10 protein-coding genes are annotated in these 20,140 nt (G+C 43.5%); 2 read left to right on the forward strand and 8 right to left on the reverse strand.

Annotation, left to right across the window (positions count from 1 at the left end):
• Position 1 precedes the first annotated feature (1 nt).
• On the forward strand, positions 2-1,363 hold the full coding sequence (locus tag KN1_RS06275; RefSeq protein ID WP_221290153.1) for a glycosyltransferase family 2 protein: 1,362 nt from the start codon (positions 2-4) through the stop codon (positions 1,361-1,363).
• A 180-nt stretch (positions 1,364-1,543) separates the two neighbouring features.
• Here the strand turns inward: KN1_RS06275 and KN1_RS06280 are convergent, their stop codons facing one another.
• The 5 genes from KN1_RS06280 to KN1_RS06300 all read right to left on the reverse strand — a co-directional run bounded on the left by KN1_RS06280 (position 1,544) and on the right by KN1_RS06300 (position 13,792).
• Positions 1,544-6,754 carry a YncE family protein gene (locus KN1_RS06280; protein ID WP_221290155.1) on the reverse strand — a complete coding sequence of 1,737 codons (5,211 nt, stop codon included), beginning with the start codon at positions 6,752-6,754 and terminating at the stop codon, positions 1,544-1,546.
• Between the two features lie 50 nt (positions 6,755-6,804).
• Positions 6,805-6,963, reverse strand: a complete 159-nt coding sequence (locus KN1_RS15105; protein ID WP_221290156.1) for a double zinc ribbon domain-containing protein — start codon at positions 6,961-6,963, stop codon at positions 6,805-6,807.
• 56 nt (positions 6,964-7,019) lie between these two features.
• On the reverse strand, positions 7,020-10,781 hold the full coding sequence (locus KN1_RS06290) for a hypothetical protein (protein ID WP_221290158.1): 3,762 nt from the start codon (positions 10,779-10,781) through the stop codon (positions 7,020-7,022).
• 70 nt (positions 10,782-10,851) lie between these two features.
• Entirely contained in the window at positions 10,852-12,744 is a 1,893-nt protein-coding gene (locus KN1_RS06295) for a hypothetical protein (RefSeq protein WP_221290159.1), read from the reverse strand.
• Between the two features lie 13 nt (positions 12,745-12,757).
• Positions 12,758-13,792 (reverse strand): zinc ribbon domain-containing protein, encoded by a 1,035-nt coding sequence (locus KN1_RS06300; protein WP_221290161.1) that lies wholly within the window; start codon positions 13,790-13,792, stop codon positions 12,758-12,760.
• A 227-nt stretch (positions 13,793-14,019) separates the two neighbouring features.
• On the opposite strand from KN1_RS06300, the gene KN1_RS06305 reads away from it, so the two are divergent.
• The gene (locus tag KN1_RS06305; protein ID WP_221290162.1) at positions 14,020-14,682 is read left to right on the forward strand and encodes a hypothetical protein; all 663 of its coding nucleotides are present in this window, start codon (positions 14,020-14,022) and stop codon (positions 14,680-14,682) included.
• Positions 14,683-15,509: 827 nt separating this feature from the next.
• Here the strand turns inward: KN1_RS06305 and KN1_RS06310 are convergent.
• The 3 genes from KN1_RS06310 to KN1_RS06320 all read right to left on the reverse strand — a co-directional run bounded on the left by KN1_RS06310 (position 15,510) and on the right by KN1_RS06320 (position 20,030).
• The gene (locus KN1_RS06310; protein ID WP_221290163.1) at positions 15,510-16,094 is read right to left on the reverse strand and encodes a hypothetical protein; all 585 of its coding nucleotides are present in this window, start codon (positions 16,092-16,094) and stop codon (positions 15,510-15,512) included.
• Between the two features lie 36 nt (positions 16,095-16,130).
• On the reverse strand, positions 16,131-17,549 hold the full coding sequence (locus KN1_RS06315) for a protein kinase domain-containing protein (protein ID WP_221290166.1): 1,419 nt from the start codon (positions 17,547-17,549) through the stop codon (positions 16,131-16,133).
• 87 nt (positions 17,550-17,636) lie between these two features.
• Positions 17,637-20,030, reverse strand: coding sequence for a thermopsin family protease (locus KN1_RS06320; RefSeq protein WP_221290168.1), 2,394 nt, complete (start codon positions 20,028-20,030; stop codon positions 17,637-17,639).
• Positions 20,031-20,140 lie beyond the last annotated feature (110 nt).

The raw sequence follows: 20,140 nt of genomic DNA on the forward strand, positions 1-20,140 counted from the left end.
ATTGAGGATAAATATATATGAGTTAAGCGTTAATTTAGTTAGAGAATGGTTAATGAGAGAGAGTATTAAGAGCAAGTTTTCTTTAGCCATGGAGGTTCTGAAAGTTACTGTACCCTATTTGTTTGCATATTGGTTATTTTTCCCGCTAGGTTACTTACAGTCTAAGAGGGACAGGAGGAATTATGTTGATGACCCTAACTATAAACCAAGGGTAGCAGTAGTCATACCTTGCAGGAACAAGAGGGACACAGTATATGAGGTCTTGGAGTCCGTGTTGAACCAGAGTTATAAGCCGTCTAAAATAATCGTCACTGACGATTACAGCACTGACGGGTCTCTGGACGAGATATTGAGGTTCGCTAAAGACTACTTTGGAGGAGTGACTTGTGAAAAGGTGTCTGAAAACAAAGAGATATGCACAGCTAATAACAAGAAAGATGGTGACCCGGATTTTATACTCATTAAGCACACTAAGGAGAACTTGGGCAAACAGAGGTCATTAAACCAAATGATAAGTATGGTCGATGAGGGCGAATACGAGTTGACCGCCACTATAGATGCTGACACGAAGTTAGACAAGGACTGGATAAGGAACAGTTTGAAGTACCACAGGAACCCTAACGTTGTAGCAACATACGGGTGGACACAGCTCTGGGAGGAGAAGAGTTATGGTAACTTCATAAACATAAGGAGGTTCGATTATAATTTCTTTTTGCCCGTATATAGGAGTTTATCAAATCCTAGGTCTAACTGGACTATATGCGGTTCTAACGTCTTGTATAAAACCAGTATACTTAAGAAATACCCCATCCCAGAACATATGAAGGAGAACGCTGCGGAAGACATGCTACACGCCGTAATACTACTGTCCAAGGGGTATAAGATAATTTTCGTCCCGGAATCGATAGCTTTCCCCAAAGAAGAGGTCGACTTTAAGGGTTTTCTGAAGCAGAGTGTTAGGTGGTTCAAGGGTACTTGGTACGTAATATTCGACGTAATATTCAAGAATAAAGAGATAAACAATAACTTAACGAGGCTGTATAAGCTACAGATAGGGTCGTTATTCACTTTACCGTATTACATAACCCTCGTAGACGCTTCTTTAATTTTCGGGCTGTTAACTCATGACATATACTCCCTTATATGGCCTGTCATAGACTACACCGTCTATTTTTTTATCACCTTAATAAGTTATTATAAACGCAGAGGGTATTTCAAAAACTTCAATATCCCAAGTCTAGTCAAAAACTACACCGTCTTTTATTTACAAAGGAACTTAATGCTGATCCCTTACTTTTTAGGACTAAAAGAATATACCTCGAGATTAAAAAACACTGAGGTGTGGGAGGCAAAGAACAAGTAGGCGTTGGGGCAAGTAATTCCTTATAATAAATTTTGCTTTAGAGCCAGTGCGTTAAGTGATAACAAAAAAGGCGTTAAGTTGAAACTTCCAAATTTTCCCTTACGAGCTTATCGTAGACAGAGTGACGATTTATGTATGTTCTAAAAATGGTTACGTGTAGAGCTCATACTCTTAAAAAACTTATTTCCTTTTCCTCATCATCGCTAGGACTATAACTAAAGCTACAACAAGAACCGTAAGTATGACTATTGGAATATAATTGGTGGGCTGTTGAGTATTAGCTGGAACTATCCCACCAACTCCTCCCGCGTTAGCCGGTTGCGGAAATGTCTCGGTTACATTCTGTACTACTACTGTCTCTGTCACGTTGGTATTGGTTATAGTGTATTCGCCCGGCAGAAGGCCTACTACCGGTAACCTACCGTTGGAAATCCACAAGAATGAAAAGTTATTTGCTCCTTTAACTTCTAATAGACCGCTCTCGTTAATTTCGACACTGCTGTTAAACTCGAGTAAACTCAGATTCGATAATTTGAGCACTTCAGCAGTATATGGCTGTAGAACAATAGGGGCTATGCTTTCATTATCATATGTTACATCTATTGTTAAGGTCTCGTTCGACTCGAAGCCCAAGTACGTCACGTTACCAGCGGGTACTAAAACTTCTATACTATTATTAGTCCTTGAAACGAGAATGTACGGGTTATTCGTTAATACGTGAGTTCCGTTTATTATTATCTTTGTGGAGTTTATATTTAATACCGCTAATGGTGGGTCGCTTGCTATTTGAAGTATTAAGAGACCAGTAGTAGGTAGTAAAAGGGGGTTTAAATATGAATTAGTAAGCAGAAGGTAAATAAGGGTGTGGATAGCGTAATTCTTAATATCTTCATATGTGGAGTTACTAAACGTTACGGGAGGTGTGATATTTCCTAGACTTATTGGTCTAGAATCTTCACTTATAGTCGAATTAGCACTTTCAGCAAGAGAAACCAACATACCTAAACTCGTATTTACTTCTTCAAAGTCTATTTGTGATGCTTCATACGCTATTTGAACTGATTTAGGATTCGAGACACCTAAAAATGTAATAAACACCTCGCCTATTATGTTAGTATATGTGAATTTTTCTATTAAATATATCTGATACCATATATTAAACCAGATATATTTATTTAATGTAATACTCGAATATAATTCACTCGCAAGCGTGAGATTTATATTACTAGAAGTCTGAAATTCTGTGATTAACGTGTTCAGCCCAGAGTAACTTTCATTAGCTAAGTACATAAAGCTCAAGAGTTCAGAATATAAAATACTATTTGGTAAATTCCATGCTTTTTCAATTATGTTAGCCAGTGAAATTAGGAAGAATCCAGCTAATGCTTCAGGAGATAGCAGTGAGTCTACAAGAGTATCAGCTAGGCCTGACTCAAAATTATCCAATATGGCTGAACCTAAAGCCCGATTTAACCCTACTTCAGTAATGCTCTCATACAAACTTTCACTAAAGCTAACTACGAAAATAGAGGCTAATTTCTCGCCTAACGAATCTATGACTATTTGCGTGATTTTAGCATCTTCGTTAGGTAATTCAGAGCCGTATATGATCGCATATAACTCTTTTATAAAGCTTTGCTGTTGTACCGGGGAGAGTTCTTCAAATTTTTCCACAGTTGCTATAAAATTCGAAGTGGTTAGCCCATATTGCCCAAACAGCGTTTTAATTTCACTAGCCTTTTGTTGTCCGAATACCTGGCTTAATTTACCAGTATATACTAGGATAAAGACTTTGAATGATAGGAGGGTCGCATCCTTTATCAGTTTTATTGTAGAAGACGGAATCTGAAGACCGCTTAATATACTGAACACCAAAAGTATGTAGTTAAGCACCTCGCTTATCCAGTTTGCTAATGTTATTGTGTATGGCGTAACAGGGTTGAGCGCTCCTTCTAAACCCTCATATCCCTCAGATTGGTAGCTATAATATTGCACTATGTTTTTAAAATTCTCTTGCAAATATATCCATAAGTAAAGATAAGTAAGAATCGTCTCTTCAGTTGTAATATTCGTAACCGGGGTACCGTTAGTGAATGTTAGCTGATAGAACTTAATTAAACGAGGAGATTCCCAGATGCTAATGAATTGGCTAGGAGTTAACTCACCGTATATCCCCGGGGACTCCCAGTAAACGTAATAAGTGTTACCTTCAAAACATACGGGAATGTAGAAGTAGCTCGGTGACACAGTATAATTATACTGGTCAGTGGCTACGGGTTCTCCCCAGTACTGGTATAACCACGAGTAAGCGACTACATAGATATAGGAGGGCTCGCTTTGTGGAGATATGGTCAAGGAGAAGTTGTTAAGACCTTGAAGGAAATACGTAATCCCTATCAAATAGGACTTTTCTAAACCGGACTGCGAGTAAACGTCAACTAACACTCTACCATCTATAGTGAGGTCCAGAGGGTTATCTATTACTACGTTCACCTTATAAGAACCGTTATATAAAGGCTGTAAGTTAACGTCGTATATCCACGGTGTGTCCCTAGTAAAGTTAAGTATTATAGTCTGACCATAATTAACGCTTACCGATACATTACCCCAGTACTCTGTCTCATTTAGACCTATATTGGGATAATGATAAATGTCTACGACATAGTTACCGGGTGGGACATTGTTAAAGACCAGCTGTGACTTAGAATTCATATAGGATGTCTCAATGATCTGCACTTCATTATTTAATAGAAAACCATACACCACTCCGGGAACACCGGAGGCCGGTTTCCCGTTCACGTTAAACACGTTTATAACTATCTTATCGGTGGTGTTAGTCACGTAGGTAGTGTTTACGAGGCTTATCAAATCCGGTAAAATACCTTCTATCTCCTCATAATTAGGAGGGTTGGCGTTCAAACCTATGGAGTAAACATATTGGGCTGATCGATCAGGGAACAGAGTTATAGCAGCGTGCTGTATGTCCAAGAAGGAATAATCTACAGTAGCCTGACCGACCCGCAACCCTACTGTTACCACTTGGATCTGGGGTGTAGATGACATGTTGTTTATTATGTCTATCGTTACGTTCCAACCTTCTTGGTCGTTCACCATTGATATAGGACCTACCGGTAGTACTTGGTATAAACCGAAGGAGTTCAGTTGCCCCACATAGCTCTCGTTAATATAGACTGAGGTATTACCATCAAGGTAATAGGATTGGTTAATAAGTCCTTGAGAGGAATTAACATATGGATTGTAATCGCTGGGCCAAATACCGAAGCCCGCTCCGTCATTCCCTTTATGTATATGGCTCCAGTACTGGTTAAGTTGAAGTGGGACTGGGGCTAAATTGCGGTAATATATTAACGCAATTATCTGCTTGCCGTTATAAGCTATTATTAACGTCTTCTGTAATTTATAACTGTAATTAACCACGGTGCCATTTGCGTATGTGGGTAGTGCTACATAGGTGAAACCGTAAATATGCCAACCGTCAATTGTAGTATTAACTATGAAGGGTCCGGCCACCTTGTATGTGAAGTAGCTCTGATTATTAGCATCAAACACCCCTGGAATAGAAAGGTTACCGAACATCACACCACGTAGCATTACCCCTAGTTCGGCCTTAGTGTAATTAACGTATATTAATCCCTCAGCTGATGAGTTGTAGAAATAAGGAATTATATTAGTAGCCTCTACTTGACTACCACTGTTAAAGGTCAGTTCGGCTTCGTCTGTAGTTATAGGAGTGCCGTAATAGTTATTTATATATGCGGATAACACGACATAAACGTAAGAAGTAGTTGTGGGTACTCCTAAGTTAAAGTAATTAAAACCGGGGTGTATGTATTCTTGATATGAGGCGGGAACTGAATAAGAGGAAACGTAGAAATAAACTGTTCCTTCAACAGAATAGCTCAGCGGGTTATAAACTACCAAGGTGATGTTGTCCGTGTTATTAACGGTAGTATAGTTCAGATTAACAATCACCGGAGTGTCCCTAAAGAAGTTGACCACAGACGATGAAGCCACGTTTACGGTTATATTTCCCCAATACTCGGTGACGTTTAACCCTGAACCAGGGTAATGATAGACCTCGACCACATATTCGCCCGGGGTAATATTGTTAAATATTACTTGAGAGTTTCCGTTCATGTAAGCTTTACTTACCATCTGGTTTGTCGAGGCGTTAATTAATAACGCGTAAGTCTCCCCTCCTAGTGAAGACGCCGTGTTACCGTTGTAATTATAAACGTTAATTATTAGTTGTGCAGTAGAGCTCTGTACCCTTTGAGTCCCGATGACGTAAAGCTCCACGTCATAATTAGGTAAAACGTCGGCTTCGTAAATGTAACCGTTACTGTACAACATGAATACGGGTACTCCGGGCGTCGTAATATTACCTATTATTGAATTGAACTCCGGGTCTAGTGCATATGTGAAGTTCCTACCACCTACGTAAACGTAATTGTCCCCTTGGTCAAACGCCAACCCGTATACGATATTATCTGTGGGTATTTCTGCCACGACGTCCGTTGAAGATATGACCCCCACGTAACTACCGTTGACAACGTACAAGTAACCGTCCTGTTGGTCATAAACCATTTGCGGGTACGTTACGGACATGAACAAGTTGGGGCTGTCTTTAATTTCAGCTATAACGGAATCCGCTGTAGGGTTAATGACGTATATTTGAGAACCCCCCAACGCGTATATATACCCGTCCGAAGGGTCGTAAAGTAGCATGTAGACCGAACCGTTAACGTTTAACTTACTTACTAAGTTTAAGGAAGGCGTCAGTACGGTTATGTAGTCAAGCGACGCGACGTAGATTTCCCCGTTAGAAGGGTCTACTAGCATATAAGTCACCCCATAACTTATATTGGTCTCCCCGCTTATCGTATCACTAACAGTATTCACGGCATAGAGATCGGACGCTGTGGCCGCGTATATCATACCGTTCTGTGGGTCGTAAACTATACTGTAAATATACCCGTTGAGCGATATGTTATGTATTATCTGAGTCCCGTATATCACGCCTATAGAACTAGCCAGATTAACGTATACGTAGCCCGTAGAATTGTCGTAGTACATAATAGGTAACGTTTCTCCAGGGAAGGGTGTATTTACCGGGATCACACCTACTATGGATTCCCCGGAAATTACATAGATCCCGTCCAAGTCTGCGAAGTATACGTAGCCGTCCTGGGGGTTATAAAGCATGTACCCAGGGTAAGTCTGGCCTAAGTTTACGGACTTTACCACACTCCCTATCGGGGACATGGAAAGCACCACTAAGGTCCAGTGGGTCAAAGGAGCGGAAATCATAAATAACGAGAGTATTGTTACCGATAATACCCTCCTCATAGTACTGAACTTTCCTGGCATTGATCTAAACTATAACAAAGGGATATATAAGTATATAGGGGGTTAAGTCGTTAAACGAACTTGTACCTGCACATCTCACAGTAGACAGCGTCCACGGGGTTTAAGTGGCCGCACACCTTGCAGACCTTACCGGGAAACCTGTACCTGCACATCTCACAGTAGACAGCGTCGTCCTTATTCAGGTGACCGCAACTGGGACAGCGCTTCATAGCGACACTGATAAAGATGTTGTGGTAATTCGCTTTTATTTTTTACTCTAAAAAAACTACCTCCTCTTCAGTAGTGTCAAGACGACGACCAGAGCTACGACCAACACTACTATCACGGCTATCTGCAGTAACGGTAGGCCTTGGTTAGAGGTGATTATAGGCGAGGCAGTGACCATTTGGTGTGGCGTTAATCTCACGCTTATTACCTCGTCGGAGCTACTGACACTGACGGTACTGTTTATCACACCCTGCGGTGTCTGTGCTTGTATCGTGTATTGCCCGGTAGGTACTCCTACTACTTGTAACTGTGTCAGGTTGTTGAGTAGGAACACGTAAGAGGCTACGGGTGACTTGATAGCTAATTCCGAAATGTTTGACTGGGAGTTCAACTCTACCTTAGCTTGCGTCGCGTACCCCACATAGGAGTCGTTAAGCTTTAAGAACGCTATTGACCTTTGTAGAGTGCCGCTGAAGCTCAGGTTATAAGGTATCTTAAGCAGTGATAAGTTAACTCTCTGCGGTGAACCGGCTACTAGGTAACTCTCTGAGACGTTGGGGATTATAAAGTACAAGTTATTTAAGCTCTTTACGTACTCTGCTCCCTTCACTTCGCTCGCGACATAATTATACATTACCACCAAGGGGCTGGTATTTAAGTACAGTTGTGCTATGCTGAGGGGCGTAGAATTTAACGTTATCTTGACGAAAGGTATTTTTACGGCCGTGGGTGTCAAGTTGACTTCCGTAGTCAGGGCCTCCCCTACGAAGTGCTGGAAGAAGTAGTCGTAGTCGCTGAGGTTTAACAAACTTATGACCTTATAGTGGTCTAAGACCTGAGTAAACACGGGGTCTACTACAGTAGCGTTGACGAACAGTACCTTATACCCGACTATCCTAGAATACGGGGCGGTAAGGTTCAAAGGTACTTGGACACTGCCTATCGGGACGTAAGTCTTCTGCGTCGTTAAGTTGTAGTATAAGTCAGTCACGGGGATGGAGTAGAACTGCTGTACTTGTGCGACGCCGTTAAAGGAATAGTAGGGCGGTACGTAAAGCTCGGCCACTAAACTCTCGTCCCTTATGCTCGCGTTAAGCACCGTGGGGAACCAATAGACGGTCGTCATGTTAAGTACGGCCGGGCTCTTCAGCATAAACGCAGTGGCGTTAAACACCGCTATTAAGGAGTTCCTGAAGGCCAAGTAGGGTATTAAGGTCTGTACATCGGACGGACTTAACAGGGATTGCCCTGCTATTTCGCCGTAATTGTTCTTGTTTAGCAGTGTCATCAAGTCCGTGAGGTCTGCAGACACTGCGCTCTTGACCTCAGTATAAGCCCTGAAATTGCCTTGTGAGAGTGCCTCGTCCTCTTCGTCTAACATCTGCGTCAGCTTGGAAGTGTTAAAGGAGAGTAACGGGGAAATGTTGTTTATAAAAGGCCCTACGTTGACCGCCCCGGTATAATATGGTAATACCGGGTTGTTGACCACCATCTGTAAATAGGAGTAGAATTGCGGTGACCCGTTAAATAGTTTGTAACTGTCGTTCATTAAAAGCGCGTAGTAGTAGATAGACTGGGCATAGTTAGTAGTGAAGTTTTCCCAGTAGCCTTTAGTCATGACGTAATCCGTGACGTTAAATACCGGGGTCACGAGGTTTAAGCAAGAGAGGATGGGCTTGAAGTAGTCCGTGAAGTTCAACGTAATTAGTTGGCTGTTCACTTCACCTCGGAAGACGGTGACCGTCAGGTTATTAAACGTCAGGAGCCCTGCAGTATAGTTCACTCCCGGCTTTAAGGCTATAGTCATAGACGGTGAAGAAGTGGTGTAAGTCTGTCCCGAAACGTTGACGAACCAGTAGGTGTCTGTTAACCCTATAGCCTCAAAGGTCACGTTTATTTGTGTCCTAAACACAGCCGTCACCACCGTGTTACCCATTACGTTGACCGTCAGCGGGTTTTCAGTGTAGGTAGAACCGTTTACCGCCCAGTACTGGAAGGTCGAGTTACTGTAAGGAGTCGCGTATAAAGTAATGGTACCGGGGAACACCTTTATAGACGTGTTTGTAGTTGTAGTGTAACTCTGCCCTTTATAAGTCACTTGGACTACCCCGCTATATGGCGGTACCTCACTTATGTTTACCGTGACCGGTGTTATTATCCTGCCGTTGCTTATTGTAGCGTTAACTCCGACGGGTATACCGTAAAGGTATTCCGATGTAGACAGGAAGACTACCTCGTTATACGGGTCCATTATTAACGGGAAGTTTTGCCCCCCGTTGATCCCTACACCTAACTGTGCTAACGGGTAAACCCCTTGCCCTATCTCCTTAACTTCGGCAACTAGTTGCCCCCCACTGTTAAACTCAAGTAAGTCCCAGTTAGTCCCGCTACCGTTGAGCACCGCTATGACCTGGCCGTTTAAGGAGCTGGTTATCGCCCTGACGTCAGTTATACTCTTACTCCACACGACTTGGCCCGTTAGGTCTACATCGTATAATGTCCCGTTAACGTAGGCTACGACACCGTTAGAGGAGGGGGTGACTAAGGGAGGTCTAGTGCTTAAGGGTAGCCGCACCGCAAAAGAGCCTTCCTTCGTAAGCCCTATGAGGAAAGTGGTCGCGGCAGCTGGAGTGGAGCTTTTTGGCGAGAACGTAAAGGTGACGTTCTTTATCCCTACGAACACGTTCCCCTTTTCGTCCACGGTAAACGTTGAGTTAGGTACGGAGATTGATAGTAACGAGGCTATATCGGTAAGGTTATACTTTAGGTTCAGGCTTAAGTTAGGTATCGTGAAAACTTGTAAATAGCAAGAGGGATAAGATAAGTTAGCGTAGAGCGCGTAAATAGTGTCGTTATAAGTTACGGCAAAGCTACGGGATATCCCTCTTATACCTACTGTGGGGTTAAGCCCGACATACGCGGACAGTACGGGGCAAGCTATATGTGAGGTCGGGGAGATGTTGGCGTAAACTATTTCGAAGGGAAAAGTAGGTAAAGTAGCGTAAACCTTATCACTGGATACAGCTATGGAGAACACGTAAGGTATGCTCTCATACGGGCTAGAGTTTTCGTTAGGGGAAGGTATAGGTGGGGGGTTGGAACTAGGTATCCAGCAATAGTAGTCCAAGAGACAACCGTGATGCTGAACGATCACGGTTTGGTTTACCACAGTTATCAACGACCCGTTATCGGTGTAAAACGCGTATATTTTTGTAGAACCGTTAAAGTACACTGCGGCTGCAGTGTAGTCTTTGGTGATGGCTACCGCGGTTATTTTCCCGACAAAGCCCTTATACCCCCACGCAACCACAAAGCTGGAATTATGGTAGAAGTATTTAGCTACAACTAGCTCTGAAGTGTTTGTGCCTAAGACTACGTAATCACAAGGTCCCGCGTAGTACGCGTTTATTGCTGTCACATAATCTATCGGGAAAGAGGCTATCTTAGGGGTGCTCTTAACGTGTTGAGTAAACTGTGGCTCGTATACCTCGTAAAGCCTTATACCCCCTAAAGGTACTAATACATAGCCTGATTGGGGGAAAATTTTCACATTACTGTTCAGCGGTAACGCATAAAAGTAGTACATTCCCTCCGGTAGGTTTAAATACGTAGTTGGACCGATGACTTTCTTAAACACTAAGGACTGAGTATTGACGCTGTATATGGTGAGCAGAATTTTTGCTTTTCCCCCGGTCACCGTGACCTTTAAGTCGTAGGTAGGGTTAGCGTTTGTGCTGGTAGAAGCAACTACCGGGACTGAAGGGAGTAACATTAAAAGGAGGAGTAAAATAGAGACCAGAGTCTGGACTGTCCTCTTCATTTAGTGTTTTTGTGACTATTCGGATAAAAAAGCTTTACTCTCAGACAAACAAGTTTCCTTTCTGAAACCCTTACTTCTTCCTCCGGTATGCGTAAATACCTATTATTGAGGCGTAACCTATCACTATTAACACAACTTCTTCAATGTTGGCACTTGGGGTAGTACTTGGTGGTGGGGCCACACCACCAGAAGGTGGGGCGGAGGGAATCGACTGCTGGACACTTGAGGGGGATGTAGTGCTGGTCTGAGTAACAGCCTTGTTAGAAGTAGTTGACGTCTCAGAGGAACTGGTGGTAGTACTAGGTGCAATAGAAGTCTGAGTAGCGGTCTTATTGGTGGGCGGAGTAGTGCTAGGCGGTACGTAAGAGGTGACCTTGACGGAAGTCCCGGTAAGGTCTAGTCTTGACGAGAGCAGTTCAGACCCGTTTTGGTAGGTGAGCGTATAATTACCGTTAAGGTCATAGACACCGTCCGGTAAGATTAAAGAAACGTTACTCTTGGTCAGGGTTATGTCGACTAAACCACGGGTGATGTGGATAGGCCCGGTAATGTTTACGATACACACTAAAGTCCCGTTGGTTTGGTTATATATGACCCCCTTATAGTAATAGAAACCTTGGAACTCGTAAGTAGTGTTACTGTAGTAAGACAAGGCCTCAAACTTGTTACCGCTACTCAGGTTTAAAACGCAGAAAGAAGTGAGCCCGCTCTCTACACCCGTTTGGAAAGCCAATAGGGCGTTTCCCAGAAATATAGGTTGTTCAGTAACTATAACTCCGCTGGGAGGGGAGAAACTTTTGCTATTGTTTTCTTCAAGGACGCAAACATTTGTAAACGACTCATTCCCTTCAAGGGTTAAGTACTCTACGACCACAACTCCGTTTACATAATACGTTACGGAATGGGACATGGCTTCAGTGACGTTGAACCTCTGGTCTAGTATAGTTGTGTTACCGTTACCGTAGAGTACGAACTTTCCAGTGACGTTATATATCGCAGTGGCAATTTGGCCGTTAAGCACCTTCAAAGGCTTTAACTGGTTATTTAACTCATAGATACACGTCATAGCCTTATTCCCGTTATAACCCGAGACTATTATTAACCTACTAAGGTAGAGCACGTCCGTCACTTTGACTTTTAGTTGATAGAGCACACGTACTGTGTTACTACTCGCGGAAGTCTGCGTGATCGATATAGAGCCCCCGCCTGTTTTGTTCGTGGTCTGGTTTAAGGCCTCCTCCTCTATGCTATTTGACGTGAAGTTGTAAAATATTACCTCCCCGTTAAACTCATAAGGGAACCCCAGCTCCCCTTTTAGTGTCTGTCCCTTAAACTGTCCGCTTGGGCCGAGGTCGGTACACAAAAGTGAAGTATTGTTGGACAAATCGATCAATAAGGCTTGTCCGTACTCATAAAACGAGGTGGCGGCGGGGTCCTTAAACTCTACGGGGTACCCGCCAGGTGTAAATAGTATGTGCTCGTCACTGCTCTCATTCACTTGTATTGTCGTCACGTTAATTAGGGTCGCTCTTAGGCCTGTGGAGACGACCTCATAACCGTAAACATACCCCACTTCACTCCCCTTGGACACCTCATAGCTAACGTTAGACGGGCCTCCGTTTGAAAACGTTATTTTTATCAGGCTATTTCCAGAATAAACATATACTATACTGGTGTTTGAGACTGTATATATCGTAAGCTTATCCGAACTAACGGGTATTGTATATTTTTTCCCTGTAACAAGGTTCTGTATCCCCAGTTCCTCGCCCTTTAGTGTAAACTTGTAAATATAGTAAGTAAAAGTGTTAGAAGTCGCGTTTAAGCACGTCTCCCCGGTTTTAGGCTCTGGGGAGCGGATCAAAGGGTTGTACGCCACATAAGAGGAAGAGGAAATCAGGGCGGAAATTGAGACTAGTATCAAAGTTAAAAAGATAAGTGTAAGAAAATTTTTACCGTTTACCACCCCGTACCACCTGTTACGACGGTACGTAGTTGAGTACTTGCAGGACGCTGGAAGCACTGAAAGCGGGGTTACCTGCACCTCCGGAAACTATTATAATTACTACTTGGTCTCCCCCTTGTGCTACGAGTAACTCGTCGGACTTAACAGTGTAAAAGGAATATGAGTAGGTCACTCCGGTCTTAGCCGGGAAGGTACCTTGGGAGCTGTAAGCTATACCCTGCGATGCCAGTTGTGTTACTGCAGACGAGTACATCTGCCCCGCTAACTTAGAAGACCCCGTGTAAAAGTCTACTATCTGTATCGATATGCTTGAAGTAATTGGGGTCGTAAGAGTATTCACTATAGCTTCCTGGTAGCCGTTGAATACAGTAGTCGTGGTAGTGCCGAAAAAGGCTGGTAAATAAGTATAAGCCCCTATGGGGTTTGAAGAAGAGCTGCCCACGTTCTTGATGGTGTATAACCCGTTACCGTATGTTACAACGGTTATGGCGGGGTTATTCCACTGGCCGCCGAAAATCGCCGCGGCTTCCCCGGAGGTCAATAGGACATAGGAGGGCGGTGAACTGGGGCTCATCATAGGTAATACAAAGAACACTACCGCTACGACTACTATTGCAGCTACGAGCCCCGCAGCGACGTATTTGAGGAAATTCTTCTGTTTTGGTCTTGAAGAGCTAGACGAGGAGGAAGTTATTACGGGTGCCCTACTAGTTGAGGCTTGAGAGGTAGTCGGAGGGGGTAGAGGAGGTGTCGCGGGCGGGTTAGGGTTTTGGCTTGAGGCTGTAGTCTGGGGTGGTCTAGGGTTGGCAGATGTGGTTGGCGGTGGAGGAGGTGGAGGAGGTGGAGGAGGCGATGATGTAGTTGGAGGAGGTGGAGGAGGAGACTTAGGGGGTGCAGAACTAGGGCTAACAGACTGTTGGCTTTGTGAAGGTTTTGGGACTTTCGGTACTACCGTCTGCTCGAACCCTACTAGTGCGTACCCGCATTTTGCACAGAACTCCGCTGAGTCGGAGTTTTCATAACCGCACCTAGGACACTTTTTAGTCATTTAATTATAGCTTAATTACCTTGTTATATTAAAGCTTTACTATGTCTGGACGTCATTTTCGCACACTTGTAATCGGTGAGCTAACAGAAGACAAAAGTAGTATTTATATTAAGCGGGCAAGTCCGCTAGACCGGGAGTTTACCTTACAGCGAGTGATTAAGTCCAAACTTAAATACATATAGAGTTTTCACTCAAAATTTATTAATCCTTAACACGTCTAAGAATTTATGATAGATTTTGAGAAACTGGGGTACGATACGAAAAACATGCACGCTTATTTTAAATTCTCTGAAGCTAGCTATTACTTACACTCTAACGGATACCATGAAGCATACCACCGCGTAATTGCACACACTTTCAAAGATTCTAATAAAATGTTCTTGAGCACGTTATTTTTCCCCTTCGAGAGCGTTAACTTAATACATTTTGAGGCGAGGGTAAAAGGCATGGACTGTGAGCCCGGCTTCTCTTACACTAAGAGTGCTGTTAAATACCAGTACATAATGGGTGTTTCCTTTAATTGTAAGGAGGTTATACCTAAGGGCTCTGACGTAGAGGTATACTTTCATTTCAAGCTCATGGACTGGGTGCTAAATAGTAAAGAAAAGATATTGGACGTATTGAGGGAAATTTACGGCGACACATACATCGCGTCAATGCTATATGTTACAAACATCACACCTATACTAGAATATGCTGTTAATATGAACTATCCCGGGTTTAAAATAAAAAAGAGCCTAAAAGTGGTTGCGGACAAGGTAGACATGTTTGGGAAGCCCCTGAGCGTCATTTCGACAGAAGAGGTGCCACATGAGGAGGACAGCGTGACTGCGAACTGGAGCAGCCTAATCCCTAACAAGACTTATGTCTTGATAAACTACTTAGAATAGCGGTCTAGACACTTTTTGTGCTGATGAGTAACTTTCGTCCTCCCTGTACAAAAACGGGGACACGGCCGCTTAGGACGCTACCAATGAGTGTGGTGACGGTAACGTCATTAAGTCATAAATCGTGCGTGGAATGGACCTTTGCCCCATAACGACAGTGCAGATATAGGAGTTAGCGTGTAAATTAATGTGACCGAGTTTTACGGCCATTAACGACATTATAACCGTTCTCATACCCTCAGGGCAAAAGCTTTAAATGAGGCCAGTGAGCCGTTTAGTGGGATCCGATAGAAGTCCCTGACGCGCTCCGCCAGTTCGGTTTTGTACCTTTTCGAGTATCTGCCCCGTTTTATATGCCCTAGTACGCCCCGATAAACAAGCTTTCGTGCAAAATTTTGGGTATGTTCTTAAAAAGTCATGAAATTTAATAATCTTTGTAATATTATATCAAATTAGCGCAGTATGTTTAACCGCCCTTGAATGAACCTCATTTAGGGCCGTTTTCTGGTCGAGGACACGTGACGATAAATTACCGTGCTCCTTTAGGTGACCGCACAAAGAGACCATAAACACTGTAGATAAACACTTCTATAGTGATGTTTGCTCTCCACACCGCTAGCCCTTTCCCGCGAGTAGCATCAGAAAGGATAGTCTTTATGAATACCTTAATGTTTTTACAAATACTTATCAAATTTCATGACTGTCTGAGAACACTTCCAAGATATTTGCTTTTACCATTTTTTATTTTATTCTATTTTATTCGTCTTATTATTTGTACAAAAAGCATGTCTCATTGACGTACAGAGGAAAGATGGGGAGGGCCATAAACCTTAAACCGGTGAGTTTGACCTTGGGTTCGTGTTGTAATAAAAGTAAAGGGTCTTAGGAGCGTCTATGTTTTCCACCTCAATAAACTTCTTAAACGGCTTCCCCGACGGTGGGAGGATGTAGTGGTATGGTAAGTTCATGAGGTTAAACAAAATCTCATGCTCGTAGCCCGTTGAGAATCTGAACTTTATGACCGGGTTCACAAACTGTACCGTAGTGGTAGTATAGACCGCTAATATGGGTAACGGGTTGGTCTGCTTAATCTCAAACTCACCTCTCTCCACTACGGGTATAGGGTCAGTGAGGTAACTCTTCCAGACCACGAAGATCTTATCGTTATCCTTTAACTTGTCAAAGATTATACTCCTGACCCTTATTTTAGGTCTCTTCCCATTATCGACCACTTCCACTAAAGTGTGTATAGCCCTGAAGTTAGTGTCTAAACTTATCACTCTCCCTCTCACCTTTAATACACCTAAGTCAATTAGGAGCTTCATTACCCTTTTGTCCACGCCCCTTATCTCGTTGACTGACCTATTAGCCCTGAAAAACTCTATCACGTCGAGGACTTTGTCTTTAGATATCACGGAGATTACTCACCCCAAAAGGGGTCAAAGTCCCCCTTATTGGTAGGGTAACCTTATGTATTTGGCAATAGTGTCCCTCACCTCTTTAGCAGTAGGTCTCGAGTACAAGGAAGGGGTTATCATCTTGAGGACTAACTCCTTTATTTCCGGCTCGAGCGTGTCCAAAACCGGCGGGTTCCAGTTACTGAGTACAGAAGACGAGTAAGAGAGTAACTGCATCACGCGGTCCTTGTCACCCCTCACGTCACTTATAGCACTTACTATATACTGCAAGTCGGGCCTCTGGATTTTCGGGTCTAAGATTTTAAGGAAAGTCATACCCAACGAGAATATGTCCATTAAAGGCCTTGCGCCTTTCCCCTTCACCATGTACTCCACTTCGTCGGGCGGGGAGTATTCCGGTGATAATAACGTTATTTGCTCCCTGATCCTCGTAGAAGCCCCTAAGTCCCCTAACTTTACCACCAAGTACTGGGTCAAGTCGGCGTAAAGCTCTTCAGGTGTACTGTAGGGCTTTACGATCAAGATGTTCGCCGGCTTAACGTCTAAGTGTGCATAACCCTTACTGTGGATCACCCTTAACGCGTCGGAAACGTAATAAAGGATGTAGTACGCTATATACTTCCAATACTTAGAGGAGGTAAAGGCGGGGTTCTCCATGTATTTCTTGAGGTCACCGCCCCTCAAGTACTCCATTACTATGTAAGGCGGGTAAAGGTAGTAGGCCTGCTGGTCGTTGATGTACTCCAGAATATTAGTATCTACGTGGACCGCGTAGACCTTTACGATCCTCTGGTCTGCGGACATGGATATTATCGCCGACGCCTCGCTCAAAAGGCTCATTAAGTAAGCCTCTAAATTTTCGTAGTCCGATTTGGGGATTTTCACCACGTACTCCTTACCCCTACTCTCTGCCTTAAACACATAAGCCACTCCGCCCTGGCCTAAATAGTCCGCGAGCCTGTACATCCCTATGACCCTTCCCAGAAGGGATCTCGCGACGACGTCCTGGGGGACGTTGACCTGCTGGTTAGCCGGCATTATGAAAGCCTCTTCGTTTTTTACGAGTTCTAGGTATTGCCTTATTGGGCCGTGGTCTTGTATGAACTTAAAAAAGGGTATTTGACCACCGCTTACCTCGTCTATTACCTTGTCCTCTATAGGGACTAAGTACGCACCGTTTTCACCCACTAAGTAAATCGAGTTTATCTTCATGACAACGTATGAGGAGCCGTTCACCCCAAAGGGGAAGGAAATGTAGACGTAATCGCCTTGCGGGAAACCCGTTACGTCGAACTTCTTTAGTACGTTTATGACCTCGAAGTTATTCCCAAGGAAGACCGATACACCGGCCAAAATGTTTAACCTCGAATTAGGGGTCAAATAACCTTTCAATACGTTATATAAAGTCTTAGAGTAAGCGTAGTTACCGCTAACAGGGAGTGCTAACCTCATACGTTATATAATGAACTGTGATTAATATATAAACTTTGTAACTTTCACAAAAGGGTTTTTTCTTCCTTACTCCTTCTTAAAATAAAGTCACCTACTCTTCCTCATAAGGGCGACTGTAACTAAAAGGCCCGCAACCAGAGAAACCAAGACCACTATTTTTAACATCTGTGAGTCACTACTACTCGTCGTGTTAACGTAATTACCCGGGCCAAGGGCAAAGCTCTGAGGTAGGGAGACGACGAGCGGGGAAGAGGTCACTAAGACCGTTTCATTTACGACCTTACCGTCATAATATACCGGTACCGAAGCGTAAGTACCGTTTTTAACGTACAAGACAATAGTCTCCCCGGTAGGTAATTCGTCAATAACTTTATCATAGACTGTGTAATTTAGGAAGTAAGCCCCGGGGTGAGTGATGTCCACCGGGCTGAAGACATAAGTGTAATTACCTATACTCACATTACCGGGGGTGAAAAGCCCGCCTTCAGGCAACAAGGCGCTAATAGTACGGTTGAGGTAATGTACCTCCACGAGGTAATAAACCATGAAATGCCCTTCGAGGCTCACGGTTTGCGGGGAATTAACAGTTAAGGTGAGGGGCTTTTCAACCACAAACACCACGTAATCATTAACGGTTATATTACTCGTAAGGTCAACAGTACTCCCACGCTCATAAAACACGTGTACAGAATAGTTCCCTAAAACAAACGTGACACGGTAGTAAACTGTGACGTTGACCCTTAAGCTTAACGGTGATAAGACCTTTACCTTGTAATAACTTGAATTAATTATGACTATCGTGGTAGAGTTCCTGAGCTCTTTAGGCAGCGATATGCAGTAGCCTTTCGGGTAAAAGCCGGGTCTGGGTAACTGGTTTACGTAAACGCCATTATAAAGGAATTTCACGTAGTAGAAGACCTTCGTAAGCAAATTTATCTCCCCTCCTTCTCCCCCTTCTCTTACTTTGACAGTCTGGTTGAGCACTTCTACTAGAGTGCCGTTAGGGAACGTAATGTTCTGTTCAGGGACATATACTGAACTTCCCACTGTAAAGTACATGGAACTTACGTGGTAAACGCTCCCGTCATACTCTACCGTTATGTTATAAGGGAACCTAATGAGGTATTGGAGTTGGTAGGTCGCGGTATAGACGCCGGGGGACTCGGCACAGACTACGTCGCTCTGGGCCACACTACCGTTATCGAGTAAGACACCGACCAGTTTTAACCTCGAGTCGTTTAAGTAATAACACTGCGGGAACTCTATTTTAAGCGGGCCTTTAAAGGGGATATAAAACACGTAATAGCCCCCTTCCTTAGTATAATTAGTAAATTTTTCCCCGTTAACATATAATGAAGGCACTTCAGACTTCACTACGACGTAGGGCTTGACGACTATGTTTTTAAAAGTCTTCTCATAAAGTAGGGTTTGCCCTACCGAGAGAAAGACCGTAATATTATACTCCCCGTAAGGCAGTCCTATTTCGCTGGAGTTTACGGGGAATACCTTACCGTTTATCTCATAAGACCACTCCCCATAGGCGGGGACTAAATTGAACTCCACTTTCGAATAATTGACCACTGTGATATTAGCGGAAATGTCCCATAACTCCCCGTAATAATTATTCCCAGCCGTCTGGACTACATAACCGTTATCATAATACTCATATATACCTTGAGCTGACTCAGCGGTTATATAGGAATAAGATATAGCAGAAGGTACCTCGTAATACCTACCGTCGTATAAATAGAGTAGCATCATTTTAGAAGACCAGTTGTAAACATAGAGTGTTGAAGCACTCCCCCCGCCTCCGATTACGAGTTCTACGTCCGCCCGTGTAGGGTAGTCTATGTTACGTCCTACTATAAAATACGCTTGAGAAGAGGGGTTTAAGACCCTTACGTCGTCGTAAACGAACTCTTGCGAGAAGTCGCTATTGGTAAGTATTGCGATGAACCTTAACTCTATATACCCGGACACTACACTAACGTTCGAGATCAACGTTACGTTAAACGGGGGCCTTAACGTTATGTTTTGAGGGAAGGCGTAAAAGTAGAAGTAGGTGTCCGAGGTGTTAGGTGCTTTACATACTTCCCCATTTCCTTCGACAGCTGACGGTATAACCGTGTATGGTGGTGTCAGGTTCCATAAATTGTCCACGAAGCTTATCGTATACGTCCCGTTACCGTTTGCGATTACTACCAAAACGTTCTGGACGAAGTAGCAATAAATACCGTTGGTCAAGACCGTGTTAAGTTGTACTGAGGCGACGTTATAGTTTACGGGTTTACCTGAGTAGAAAGACCCCCCGTAAAATATGAAGTACCCCTTAACTGATGTTGTATTATAAACGTAATTCTGACCTTGACTCGTTAACCCTATGTCGTTTATCCCTATTGCGGACGCTGAAGAGTGGAGGGCCGAAATGAGAAATAATAATGACGTCGTCATCACGATAAAGGCAATGATCAGCCGGTTCACGTGTTCTTACACGGGTCACACTGATTTAAACCTTTTCCTAAAAGCCTATAAACCCTGCAGGGAGTGTGGATATATGGGAAAAACAAAGTTTTAGAAATATGTAGACAAGA

Source organism: Stygiolobus caldivivus, assembly GCF_019704315.1.
Lineage (GTDB): Archaea > Thermoproteota > Thermoprotei_A > Sulfolobales > Sulfolobaceae > Stygiolobus > Stygiolobus caldivivus.

Coding starts and splice junctions, on each gene's coding strand:
- KN1_RS06300 (WP_221290161.1), bottom strand. CDS start 13,792: ATGACTAAAAAGTGTCCTAGGTGCGGTTATGAAAACTCCGACTCAGCG.
- KN1_RS06280 (WP_221290155.1), bottom strand. CDS start 6,754: ATGCCAGGAAAGTTCAGTACTATGAGGAGGGTATTATCGGTAACAATA.
- KN1_RS06315 (WP_221290166.1), bottom strand. CDS start 17,549: ATGAGGTTAGCACTCCCTGTTAGCGGTAACTACGCTTACTCTAAGACT.
- KN1_RS06305 (WP_221290162.1), top strand. CDS start 14,020: ATGATAGATTTTGAGAAACTGGGGTACGATACGAAAAACATGCACGCT.
- KN1_RS15105 (WP_221290156.1), bottom strand. CDS start 6,963: ATGAAGCGCTGTCCCAGTTGCGGTCACCTGAATAAGGACGACGCTGTC.
- KN1_RS06290 (WP_221290158.1), bottom strand. CDS start 10,781: ATGAAGAGGACAGTCCAGACTCTGGTCTCTATTTTACTCCTCCTTTTA.